Source organism: Salegentibacter sp. Hel_I_6, from assembly GCF_000745315.1.
Taxonomy (GTDB): domain Bacteria; phylum Bacteroidota; class Bacteroidia; order Flavobacteriales; family Flavobacteriaceae; genus Salegentibacter.
Genome location: NZ_JQNQ01000001.1, coordinates 4,009,278 through 4,021,653, shown reverse-complemented (window position 1 = coordinate 4,021,653; position 12,376 = coordinate 4,009,278). Strand labels below are relative to the sequence as shown.

Genomic DNA, 12,376 nt, shown 5'->3' with positions numbered 1-12,376 from the left:
TTTGATCTAAAAAAAGTAAAAGGCGGCCGTGAGCCGTCTTTTTTATGCAAAAAAAGTATCTTTACCTTAAATAATTAATTCTATGGACACCAACCTGGCGGTACTAATTGATGGCGATAATATTCCATCAGCATATATAAAAGAAATGATGGAAGAGATTGCTAAATATGGCAATCCAACAATTAAAAGAATTTACGGTGACTGGACCAAACCTCACCTTGTGAAATGGAAAAATGTATTGTTGGAAAATGCAATAAATCCTATTCAGCAATATGGTTATACCCAGGGTAAAAACGCCACAGATTCAGCAATGATCATTGATGCGATGGATATTTTATATTCAGATAAAGTAGATGGATTTTGCCTGGTTTCCAGTGATAGTGATTTCACCAGGCTGGCAACACGACTGCGTGAAGCTGGAAAAAATGTTATTGGAATTGGTGAAAAGAAAACGCCTGAGCCTTTTATTGTAGCTTGCGACAGGTTTATTTATATAGAAATTTTAAAGAATTCTGATAAAGATAGCGACCAGGGAACAGAAAAAGATGCAAAGAATAACAAGAAGAAAAACGTAGATAAAATCACACCGAAAGTTGTTCGGCTTATTTCTCAAACCATTTCCGATCTTGCCGATGAAGATGGCTGGGCGTTTCTTGGTGACGTTGGAAGTTTACTTCAGAAAAAACAACCTAATTTTGATTCCCGAAATTTCGGATTTCAAAAACTCACCCCAATGATTCATTCTATAGATAAATTTGAAATTGAATCACGTACCAATCAAAATAGTAAATTCAAACTCATTTACGTAAGAAATAAAGATTAGGTCTTAGTTATAATCATCTTAAAATCATTGCATTCCGTATTTCATTCTTTAATTTAGGACAAATTAAAAACCTTAAATTATGAATGTTACTTTAGAACAGGCGCAAAAGATAATTGCTGCCGCCGAAAAGAAATCGAAGGAATTAGATGTGAAAATGGATATTGCGGTGGTAGATTCTGGCGCAAATCTAACTGCATTCGCCAGAATGGACGGCGCATGGCTGGGCTCGGTTGATATTGCAATTAAAAAAGCCAAAAAAGCACGGTTTTTTGATATGAATACCGGAGAAATCGGAAAATTATCCCAACCAGGCGAATCACTTTTTAATATAGAACATTCTAATAGCGGACTTATAACTTTTCCTGGGGGTGTTCCTTTAAAAAACAAAACCGGTGAAATTATTGGAGCCGTAGGAGTTTCTGGAAGTTCTGTAGAAAACGATCACGCGGTTGCAAATTACGCTGCAGAAAGTATTTAGAATTATAAAATGTAACCTATTATTTGTGTAATGGAAGCTCTATTTTCGGTTTCCATTGCATTTTTCGTTATTAGAGTGAAAAAATACAAGGGTTAGGTTACAGAAATCAAATGAATAGTGAAAAGTGTTCCTAATTGAACAAGAAGGATTATCAGTCGATTCCACAAAGTATATTTGTAAAGAGAATTTAAAGTGTTCAGCTAAAATAGCAGTCGAACGGCAAAAATTAATATTGATGCTGCATTAAACAACAAAACTATATGAAAAAATCATTGATTTTAATTCCCTTATTCTTCATATTTACTACGCTTTCTACAAAAGCTCAGGAACTTAATTCTAAAATCACTATTGATCATATCGCGGTCTATGTAGTTGATCTTGATAAAAGCACCAATTTCTATGAAAACATCATTGGGTTGGAAAAGATACCCGAGCCTTTTAAGGATGGTAAACATACCTGGTTTACTTTAGGATCTGTACAACTGCATTTAATTAAAGGTGCGTCTAAAATTACTGAACCTAACAAAAACAGCCATCTTTCCTTGTCTGTCCCATCTGTTCCTAATTTTATAAAGATTTTGGAAAAAAATAAAATACCTTATGAAAACTGGCTGGGAGAAAAACAAGCGGTTACTAATCGCGTTGACGGAGTAGAACAAATTTATATCACCGACCCTGACGGAAACTGGTTGGAAATAAATGATTCCAAGAGATAAGAAATCATTTTGGCCAACTAACAACAGTTCCATCAAAATATATTTGGTTAGGTTTCTTCTTAATGTCTCTTTTCCAGAACTTCGACGATATCTTTTAGGGAATAACCTTTAGCTTTTAGCAGAATCAAGTAATGAAAAAGTAAATCGGCGCTTTCGTTTAAAAACAACTCTTCATTATCATCTTTGGCTTCAATTACTGTTTCAACAGCCTCCTCACCTACTTTTTGAGCAATCTTATTCATTCCGGCATCAAAAAGCGAAACCACATAGGAGTTTTTATCTTCTCGTAACTCAGGCTCTACCTCGCTCATCCTTTTTCGTTTGGCGATGATGCCTTCCAATTGAGATAGAAAGCCGAAATTAAGTTCGTTATCCTCTGCCCAGCAGGTATCAGTTCCTTTGTGGCAGGTTGGACCTTCAGGTTTAACCGAAATTAGCAAGGTATCATTATCGCAATCATTTTTAATGTTGACTAAATGAAGGTAATTGCCGCTTTTTTCGCCTTTGGTCCACAAACGGTTTTTGGTCCTGCTGAAAAAAGTGACTTTCTTGGTTTCATTGGTTTTCAAAAATGCTTCCTCGTTCATATACCCCAACATAAGTACGTTCTTAGTTGATGCATCCTGAATTATCGCAGGAACAAGTCCGTCGTTATTTTTATTAAAATCGATATTCATATTTATTTTTTTATACATCATCCTGAATTTTACTTCACGATCTAATATTTTTGTTGAAAAATAATAGAAAATAAAGTTTTTATACTCTATTCTCTTTTTTCTCTTTTCTTGAATCTTAAAGTCTAACTTCTACTCCATTCCTTCGAAGCTCCTCTTTTAAATCTTTAATCTCTATTTCTTTAAAGTGAAAAACACTGGCTGCAAGTGCGGCATCTGCTTTTCCTTCAATAAAAGTATCACAAAAATGCTGCATATTTCCGGCACCACCTGAGGCGATTATTGGAATATTTAATTCTGAAGATAAAACTGCCAGGGCTTCATTGGCAAAGCCTTCTTTAGTTCCATCATTATTCATAGAAGTAAATAAAATTTCACCGGCACCACGCTCTTCAACTTCTTTAGCCCATTGAAATAAATTGATATCTGTAGGCACTTTTCCACCAACCAGATGTACCAGCCATTCGCCGTTTACCTGTTTGGCATCAATAGCTACTGTAATACACTGACTCCCGAATTTAGCCGCAAGTTCGTTAATTAGTCCAGGATTTTTCACCGCCGAAGAATTTATAGAAACTTTATCGGCGCCATTTTTAAGCAAAATATCCACATCTTCTACTGATGATATTCCACCGCCAACGGTAAACGGAATGTTCACTTTTTCAGCAACCCGTCTCACTAAATTGGCCAGGGTTTTTCGTTTCTCTTCAGTAGCCGAAATATCAAGAAAAACCAATTCATCTGCACCAGATTTTGCATAGATCTCCGCCAGTTCCACAGGATCTCCTGCATCGCGTAAATCTATAAAATTTATGCCTTTAACGGTTCTTCCGTCTTTTATATCCAGGCAGGGTATAATCCGTTTTGTAAGCATTGTTTATATTTTAAAGTTCCTTCCCTTTTTAAGGGAAGGTGGCCGAAGGTCGGAAGGGTTCAACCACCCCGTCCTTCAGACACCCCTTCTTAAAAAGGAGAAGACAATTAATTTTCTAAAATAAATCCCTCTAATTCTTTCATTTGGATACGACCTTCATAAATCGCTTTCCCTATTATAGTGCCTTCACAGCCAAGCTCAGCCAGTTCTGGTAACTCGCTAAAGGTAGAGATTCCTCCCGAAGCTATAAGTTTTAGTTTTTTATCTTCTGATGAAGTTTCTTCTAGAATTCTGCGGTAAAGCTCAAAGGAAGGACCTTCCAGCATCCCATCTTTAGAGATATCGGTGCAAATTACATAGTTTATCCCTTCTTGCTGATATTCCTGGATAAAAGGGATCAGTTCTTTATTGGATTCTTCCTGCCAACCGCTAACCGCAATTTTTTCATTATTCGCATCAGCTCCCAGCATTATTTTATCTGAACCAAATTTCTGAATCCAGGATTTAAAAATATCAGGGTCTTTAACCGCGATACTTCCGCCGGTAATTTGATGTGCTCCACATTCAAAAGCGATTTGCAAATCCTTATCGGTTTTTAATCCGCCGCCAAAATCAACTTTTAAGCTGGTTTTTGAAGCGATCTCTTCCAGGATTTTATGGTTTACGATATTCTTTGATTTGGCACCATCCAAATCTACCAAATGCAAATACTGAATACCGTGCGCCTCAAAATTCTTAGCTACTTCTAGCGGATTTTCATTATAAATTTTCTTGGTATTGTAATCACCTTTAGAAAGGCGAACACATTTACCTTCAATTATATCTATAGCGGGAATTATTCTCATTTTTGTTTTTACTTATTGTTTTGCCACGAATTCACTAATAATTTGTTTTATTATCAATTTTACTTCTTTAGGTTATTACGAGCGACAAAGGAGCGTGGTAATCTTTTGATAGAAGTTTTCCGGTTGAACAGATTGCTTCAGTCGTGCCTCCATCGCAATGAAATATTCTTTAAATCTACTTTACCGTATTGGATTTTGTGACTTTCAAAAAATTCTCCAGAATTTTCTCTCCCGCGTCACTACTTTTCTCAGGATGAAATTGTACACCGTAAAAATTATCCTTCTGAATTGCCGAAGTATATTCCACTCCATATTCAGTTGATGCTATGGTTTCTGCGCATTCCTTTACATAAAAACTATGTACTAAATACACGAATTCTCCTTCCAAAATTCCAGTAAACAAGTCTGAACTTAAATCATAAATTTTATTCCACCCAATTTGCGGAACTTTTAATTGATTTTCGAATTTCACCACATCAGCATGAAAAATTCCAAGTCCGTCTGTATCTCCTTCCTCGCAATAAGTACACATTAACTGCATTCCCAGGCAAATTCCTAAAACCGGCTGTTTTAGTGTAGGAATCACTTTATCTAAACCGGTAGACTTTAGCATTTTCATTGCACTACTGGCCTCTCCTACTCCTGGGAAAATTACTTTATCTGCTGACTTTATTTCTTCGGCATCACTGCTTAAAATAGCCTCATATCCAAGTCGCTTTATTGCAAATTTGATACTTTGAATATTACCTGCTCCGTAGTCTATTATTACAATCTTCAAGCCCCCTCCGGCTCCCCCTAAGGGGGAGGGCTTTTTATTTATTTCATTCTCAATTTTCAAAATCTAAACATTTTTTAGTTCACGTTATTCCCCCTTCGGGGGCTAGGGGGCTTATAACATTCCTTTAGTTGATGGAAGTATCATTTTTTCAGCATCGCGTTTTACCGCTACTTTAATCGCTTTGGCAAAAGCTTTAAATATCGCTTCAATTTTATGATGTTCGTTTTGACCTTCAGCTTTTACATTGAGGTTGGCTTTAGCTCCATCGGTAAAGGATTTAAAGAAATGATAAAACATTTCTGTAGGCATTTTTCCAACCATCTCACGTTTAAATTCGGTTTCCCAAACTATCCAGTTTCTGCCACCAAAATCTATAGCCACCTGGGCCAAACAATCGTCCATGGGCAGGCAAAAACCGTATCGTTCTATTCCAAGTTTATTCCCCAAAGCTTTGCTAAAAACCTCTCCAAGCGCAATTGCCGTATCTTCTATGGTATGGTGCTCATCAACTTCCAGATCTCCTTTAACTTTCACAGAAAGGTCCATTTGGCCGTGACGTGCAATCTGATCTAGCATATGGTCAAAAAATGCAATTCCGGTAGTGATATCAGATTTTCCGGTACCGTCTAAATTTAGTTTAATAAATATATCGGTTTCATTGGTTTTTCTTGAAATCTCAGCGGTTCTATCGTCAAGCTTTAAGAATTCATAGATCTCTTTCCAACTATCGGTTTTTAAAGCGATAGTTTCCCTAACCTTTTCCTGATCGTTTTTAATTTCGTCAGTGGCGAGATCTTCGTGAGTATCTATAAAAATACCTTTCCCACCAAAATTATAAGCGAATTCAATATCTGTAAGTCGGTCGCCGACCATAAAAGAATTTTTCAGATCGTAGTTTTTCTCGTTATTTAGATATTTCTCCTCTAAAAGTCCGGTGTTAGGTTTTCGGGTTGGAGAATTATCTTTTGCGAAAGTACGGTCCATTAAAACCTCTTTAAATTCCACTCCTTCATTTTTAAAGGTTTGAAGAATAAAATTTTGAATAGGCCAAAAGTCTTTCTCAGGATATGCCTCAGTTCCCAGACCATCCTGGTTTGTTACCATTACCAACTCAAAATTCAGTTCTGCGGCAATTTTCTTTAAATAATATAAAGCTTCCGGATAAAATTCCAGCTTTTCAATACGGTCTACCTGGTAATCTTCCGGTTCGTGAATCAAAGTCCCATCACGATCTATAAATAATACTTTTTTCATAATCTATTTTTTCTACGATGGTCTAACCACCACGTCAAGCTGAACTTGTTTCAGCTTATAATATGTTTTTATGCTAACAACTTAGATCCTGAAACAAGTTCAGGATGACGCTAACGTTTAATCTATATCTTTCAATGCCTCTAGTAATTTCTCATTCTCCTCTCCAGTCCCAACCGTAAATCGCAAGGTATTTTTACAAAGCGGTTGTGTTGTTCGGTTTCTAATTACTATACCTTTTTCTATTAGTTGGTCATAACGTTTATTAGCGTCATCTACTTTGACCAATATAAAATTAGCATCAGAAGGATATATTTTTTCTATAAAATTTACTTCAACCAAAGCTTCACTTAAATGATTCCTTTCTTTCAGTAGATCAAATATTTCCGAATCAACATTTTCCATATTCAGCAACCGATCTAAAGCTCTTGACTGAGTTAATTCGTTTACATTATAAGGAGGTTTTATTTTATTTAAAATCTCAATAATTTCTATGGAACCATAGCAAATCCCCAATCTAATACCCGCCATTCCAAATGCTTTTGAAAGCGTTTGGGTGATTACCAAATTTGGATGTTGCTCCAATTTATTTAGCCAGCTTTTTCCAGCCGAAAAATCAATATAGGCTTCATCAATAATTACTAATCCTTTAAAGTTTTCAAGAATATGGATGATCTTTTCTTCTGAAAATGAGTTTCCGGTAGGATTATTCGGCGAACACAAAAAGATCATTTTTGTGTTTTGATCTACCGAATTCAGAATTTCTTCAACATTAGGTTCGAAATCTAAATTAAGCAAAACTTCCCTGTTCTCAATATTATTAATATTAGCCAACACCTTATACATTCCATAAGTAGGCGGCAAGGTGATTATATTTTCCTTACTTGGTTCACAAAATGCTCTAAACAATAGATCCAGCACTTCATCGCTCCCATTCCCCAATAAAATATGTTCCGCCGAAACATTTTTGATTTTTGCCAACTCAGCCTTTAAGCTTCGTTGTTGCGGATCTGGATAACGGTTAACATCGGTTTGAAATGGATTTTCATTAGCATCCAGAAAAACCATTTCTGATCCCGTAGACTGGTATTCGTCCCGGGCCGAAGAATAAGGTTTTAAACAGGCCACGTTTGGCCTTACCAGGTTATTTATATTGAATTCTTTCATTTAAAATATCAAATTGGATTAAAATGTCATTGCGAACAAAGTGAAGCAATCTCAACATTTAGTTACTACAGTTTACAGATTGCTTCGTGCCTCGCAATGACCGTCAAAAGCTACTTACACACTTATTTTAATTCCTTTAATCGCAATGTCACCGCATTTTTATGCGCTTCCAAACCTTCCGCTTCTGCCATTAATTCTATGGCGGGCCCAATTTCCTTAATTCCCTCTTCTGATATTTTTTGAAAAGTCATACTCTTCATAAAACTATCAAGATTTACACCGCTGTATTGCTTAGCGTAGCCATTCGTTGGCAAAGTATGGTTTGTGCCAGAAGCATAATCTCCCGCACTTTCCGGGGTATAGTTTCCTATAAAAACCGAACCTGCATTTTGAATTCCTTCAGTAAAAAAGGCCTCATCAGCGGCACAAATAATAAAGTGCTCTGGCCCATATTCGTCAATTAACTCCAGCGCATCTTCTTTCCTTTCAACATAAATTAGCCTCGAGTGGGCTATAGCCTTTTCAGCAATACTTTTTCTGGGTAAAACCTCCAACTGACTTTCTACCTCTTTCTCCACCTTTTCAATTAAATCTTTAGAAGTAGAAACCAAAATTACCTGACTATCTGCGCCGTGCTCTGCCTGGCTTAGAAGATCTGAAGCCACAAAAGCAGCATTAGAAGAATCATCGGCAAAAACAAGTAGTTCAGAAGGACCGGCAGGCATATCTATAGCTACATTATGGCGAGTTGCCAGTTGTTTGGCTACCGTAACAAATTGATTTCCGGGTCCAAAGATCTTATAAACTTTAGGAATACTTTCTGTCCCAAAGGTCATAGCCGCAATTGCCTGGATTCCGCCAACTTTGTATATTTTGGTAACTCCACATAGTTCGGCGGTGTATAAAATGGCTGGGTGCACATTTCCGTTCTTATCTGGTGGAGTACAAAGCACAATTTCCTTACAACCCGCAATATTTGCGGGTGCGGCTAACATTAAAATAGTAGAAAATAAAGGAGCGCTACCGCCGGGAATATACAACCCAACTTTTTGAATCGCCCTTTTTTCCTGCCAACAGTTTACGCCATTAGTAGTTTCGATTTCAATCCTATCGGTTTTCTGAGCGATGTGAAATTTTTCAATATTACTTTTTGCCAATTTTATGGCTTCTTTCAATTCCTTAGAAACCTCATGTGAAGCGGTGTTTACTTCTTTTTCTGTAACCTGAGTATTTGTGAGGTTTATACCATCAAAAAGTTCGGTATATTTAGAAACCGCGGCGTCACCTTTGGATTTTACTTCAGCAAAAACCTGGTTCACCGTTTCTTCAATATCTTCAACCGTTTGGGTGGGCCTTTTTAAAATTTCAGGCCATTGGGCTTTAGTAGGATTAAAAAACTTTTTCATCTTAAAGTACCATTTTTTCGATTGGCGCTACTAAAATACCTTCGGCACCATTTTGTTTTAATTCATCTATAACTTCCCAGAAACGCTCTTCGTTAATTACGGTATGTATAGAACTCCAACCTTCTTCAGCAAGCGGCAAAACAGTTGGACTACGCATTCCTGGTAATAATTTGATAATGTTCTCTAAATTCTCATTGGGCGCATTTAAAAGTATATATTTAGAAGTACGCGCATTTAAAACCGATTTCAACCTGAATTGCAATTTCTCTAAGATCTGTTGACGAGCTTCAGAAATTTTAGGTGAGATAGCGAGCACAGCTTCACTCTTCAGCATTACTTCTACCTCTTTTAATCCGTTTTTGAAAAGCGTGCTTCCGCTGGAAACAATATCACAAATACCATCTGCAAGCCCAATATTTGGAGCTATTTCTACTGAACCATTAATAATATGCAATTCGGCTGTAATTCCTTTCTTTTCCAAAAATTCATTTACGGTATTTGGGTATGAAGTGGCTATCTTTTTTCCATCCAAGTCATTAATACCATTATATTTCATCGATTTTGGTACAGCAAGAGAAACACGACATTTGGAAAAGCCAAGCTTTTCACCCTGGATAATATCTTTACCTTTTTCAATTAAAACATTCTCCCCAATAATGGCTACATCTACTACGCCATCTCTTAAATACTGCGGGATATCGCCGTTTCTAAGATACATTACTTCTAAAGGAAAGTTACGGGACGAAGCTTTGAGTTGTTCCTTTCCATTATCTATTGAAATGCCTGCATCCTTTAATATTTTAAGCGAATCTTCGTTTAATCTACCTGATTTTTGAATAGCAATTCTTAATTTTTCCTGGCTCATTTTTTTAATTTTTCTTTTAAACTTTGGTTGTTGGCTATAAAATAAAAAACCCGTTTGAATAGCTCAAACGGGTTTTAAATATGCTGAAATCACAACACACCAAATTTACCTCGCCTGAGCGCAGTAGTAAATATGATGGTGATGTAATTGAAAATTCTTCATTGTGATTACAAATCTAAATATAAATTTTAAACTGCAAAACAGCTTTCTTATTTTTTATGAATTGTTTTACTAGATAACCTAGAATTAAATGCTTCGAGGCCTATTAGATTCTAAATTACTCCTTTTGCTATTTCGGAATCTCACTTGAAATAATTTTCTGAGAATCTGTTGAAGTTTGCATTAGCAGCAAAATTAAGTTGATTCTATAGCTAATCATCTATGGCACTAAAAAGCACTTGCCTGAATTTCCAGGCTGTTTCATCACCGGTATTTCCTTGTGTTTGCTTCAACAAAATACCGATTATTTGCTCTTCGGAATCGGCAAAATACTGGGTATTAAAATAACCACCCCAATCAAAAGTACCGGCACTTCCCTGCCCTCCTGCAATTTCTCCTTTTTCGCTAACAACGCCAAAAGCAAGACCATAATACTGATTTGGAAAATTAAATTTTTCTCCAGTTTGATTTCCCATTATAATATCTACCGTTTTTCGACTTAATAAACGAGTTCCATTATATTCTCCTTCATTTAAATACATTTGAAGGAAACTAGCATAATCTTCTGCCGTACCAGAAAGTCCCGCACCACCAGAAAAGAAAGTGCCATTTTCTGTTAGCGGATAATTGGTATTGTAAAATGTATTCGGAAAATTTTCCCATTCTCCATCCTTTTTGTGTTGAATAGCCACTAAGCGATCCTTTTTAGATGAAGATTGATAGAACCTGGTATCATCCATTTGCAGAGGATCGAAAATTCTTTCTTTCAGAAATTCATCAAAACCCTGTCCTGAAATTACTTCTATAAAATAACCCAGTACATCTAAACCTAAACTATAAGTGAATTTTTCTCCAGGTTCATGATGTAAGGGTAATGCGGCCAATTTTTTAACATTTTCTCCAATGCTAACTTTTTCTTCAGTGAACAATTCAGTAATCCCGGCTTTGGCGTAAATCTTTTTAATACGTTCGTCACTGTCTATCGCTCCATAACCAAGTCCGGAAGTATGTGTTAGCAAATGCCGAATAGTTATTTCATTTTCAGCTGGCGTAGAAGTAAAACTGCTGTCAGCTTCATTAAAATTCTTTAAAATTTTGGGATCTTTAAATTCAGGGATATATTTTGAAATAGGATCGTCTAAACGGAATTTTCCTTCTTCCCAAAGCATCATTACCGCTGTAGCCGTAATAGCTTTTGTTTGAGAGGCTAACCTAAAAATAGCATCTTTTGCAAGTTTTTTTCCTGAGGCATTTGCTTCGCCGTAAGCTTCGTGAAAAACAATTTTCCCATCTCGGGCTATTAAAACAACCGCTCCTGGTATTTGTTTTTCTTCAATAGCCGATTGGAGCATTTCTTCAATCTTCTGAATTCTTTCTGAAGACATCCCTACTTCAGCAGGAGCAGCCGATTGGAGTGTTCCGGAATTATTAACGGAAGGCGTCTGGGCTGAAATAGCAAGGCTTCCTATAAAAATAGAAAGCCTTGTTATATTTAAGAAAATAGATTTCATTTTCTATATTTTAATTTGATCCGCCTAAAATTAAGGGTAATCCTCCTTCACCAGAGCCTATAACCACTGTTTTAGCATTGCTCGATTTTGAAAGTTCCAGGGTAGCCTGAATTCCTTTTTCCTTTAAAATGTTAGGAGTTAAGGAAGCGTTTAAGATTTCGTTTGCACGAGCCTTACCTTCGGCATCAATACGCTGACGTTCTGCTTCCTGAGTAGCTTTAGTCAACCTAAATTCATACTCCAAAGATTCCTGTTCCTGGCGTAACTTACGTTCAATTGCATCTTTTATGTTTGGAGGAAGAGAAACATCTCTTACCAGAACCTCATTCACCTGAACATATTGATCTTTAAGTAAAATTTGAGTTTCTTCTAAAATTTCTTTTTGAATTGCTTCTCTTTTACTGGCATACAATTGCTCTGGATTATATCTTCCAACAACCGATCTTGCAGCCGACCTTACTGCGGGTTGCAGCAAACGCCTAATATATTCTTCTCCTTTTTCACGGTGTAAACTTCCAAGATTTTCATAAGAAGGTTGGAACCAGGTTGAAGCATCAATATCAATTTGAAGTCCGTTAGAGCTCAAAACCTGCATTTTTTCCTCCAGGGATTGTTGTCTAACTTCATAAATAAACACTCTATTCCAGGGAGCTACCAGATGAAAACCTTCATTTAAAGGTGGTCCATCTGTAACCACACCCCCGCCAAAAGTTTTATATAAAACCCCGGCTTCACCAGAACCAATAGTAACCGTAGATTTAGCGACAAAAATTATTAAAATTACGATTCCTATTAGAATAGGTATTCCGAGCTTGGGTAATCTTTCCAT

General features: G+C 36.5%; 13 protein-coding genes. 3 read left to right on the top strand and 10 right to left on the bottom strand.

Translation table 11 applies throughout. From position 1 onward, the window contains the following. The first annotated feature begins 82 nt into the window (after positions 1-82). From FG27_RS17700 to FG27_RS17690, 3 genes are all read left to right on the top strand, one after another. On the top strand, positions 83-823 hold the full coding sequence (locus FG27_RS17700; protein WP_037321479.1) for an NYN domain-containing protein: 741 nt from the start codon (positions 83-85) through the stop codon (positions 821-823). Between the two features lie 79 nt (positions 824-902). After that, complete coding sequence (locus FG27_RS17695) at positions 903-1,301, top strand: heme-binding protein (protein ID WP_037321477.1); 399 nt, start codon at positions 903-905, stop codon at positions 1,299-1,301. Positions 1,302-1,561: 260 nt separating this feature from the next. Then, entirely contained in the window at positions 1,562-2,017 is a 456-nt protein-coding gene (locus FG27_RS17690) for a VOC family protein (RefSeq protein ID WP_037321474.1), read from the top strand. A gap of 59 nt (positions 2,018-2,076) precedes the next feature. Here the strand turns inward: FG27_RS17690 and hisIE are convergent, their stop codons facing one another. The 10 genes from hisIE to FG27_RS17640 form a co-directional block, all read right to left on the bottom strand. Further along, positions 2,077-2,712, bottom strand: coding sequence for a bifunctional phosphoribosyl-AMP cyclohydrolase/phosphoribosyl-ATP diphosphatase HisIE (hisIE, locus tag FG27_RS17685; protein WP_081912669.1), 636 nt, complete (start codon positions 2,710-2,712; stop codon positions 2,077-2,079). A gap of 97 nt (positions 2,713-2,809) precedes the next feature. Beyond that, positions 2,810-3,565 carry an imidazole glycerol phosphate synthase subunit HisF gene (gene hisF / locus FG27_RS17680; RefSeq protein WP_037321472.1) on the bottom strand — a complete coding sequence of 252 codons (756 nt, stop codon included), beginning with the start codon at positions 3,563-3,565 and terminating at the stop codon, positions 2,810-2,812. Positions 3,566-3,672: 107 nt separating this feature from the next. Beyond that, positions 3,673-4,410, bottom strand: a complete 738-nt coding sequence (gene hisA / locus FG27_RS17675; RefSeq protein WP_037321470.1) for a 1-(5-phosphoribosyl)-5-[(5-phosphoribosylamino)methylideneamino]imidazole-4-carboxamide isomerase — start codon at positions 4,408-4,410, stop codon at positions 3,673-3,675. Positions 4,411-4,585: 175 nt separating this feature from the next. Next, positions 4,586-5,188 (bottom strand): imidazole glycerol phosphate synthase subunit HisH, encoded by a 603-nt coding sequence (gene hisH / locus FG27_RS17670; RefSeq protein ID WP_037322461.1) that lies wholly within the window; start codon positions 5,186-5,188, stop codon positions 4,586-4,588. A 111-nt stretch (positions 5,189-5,299) separates the two neighbouring features. Continuing rightward, on the bottom strand, positions 5,300-6,442 hold the full coding sequence (gene hisB / locus FG27_RS17665) for a bifunctional histidinol-phosphatase/imidazoleglycerol-phosphate dehydratase HisB (protein WP_037321468.1): 1,143 nt from the start codon (positions 6,440-6,442) through the stop codon (positions 5,300-5,302). A 117-nt stretch (positions 6,443-6,559) separates the two neighbouring features. Further along, positions 6,560-7,606 carry a histidinol-phosphate transaminase gene (gene hisC / locus FG27_RS17660; protein WP_037321466.1) on the bottom strand — a complete coding sequence of 349 codons (1,047 nt, stop codon included), beginning with the start codon at positions 7,604-7,606 and terminating at the stop codon, positions 6,560-6,562. 122 nt (positions 7,607-7,728) lie between these two features. After that, positions 7,729-9,012: a histidinol dehydrogenase gene (hisD, locus tag FG27_RS17655; RefSeq protein WP_037321464.1), complete on the bottom strand. Its 1,284-nt coding sequence runs from the start codon at positions 9,010-9,012 to the stop codon at positions 7,729-7,731. Position 9,013: 1 nt separating this feature from the next. Continuing rightward, complete coding sequence (gene hisG, locus FG27_RS17650) at positions 9,014-9,877, bottom strand: ATP phosphoribosyltransferase (RefSeq protein ID WP_037321462.1); 864 nt, start codon at positions 9,875-9,877, stop codon at positions 9,014-9,016. A 371-nt stretch (positions 9,878-10,248) separates the two neighbouring features. Then, complete coding sequence (locus tag FG27_RS17645) at positions 10,249-11,547, bottom strand: serine hydrolase (RefSeq protein ID WP_037321460.1); 1,299 nt, start codon at positions 11,545-11,547, stop codon at positions 10,249-10,251. Positions 11,548-11,557: 10 nt separating this feature from the next. Further along, a complete protein-coding gene (locus FG27_RS17640) occupies positions 11,558-12,376 on the bottom strand; it encodes a prohibitin family protein (protein WP_037321459.1) in 819 nt (272 codons plus the stop codon).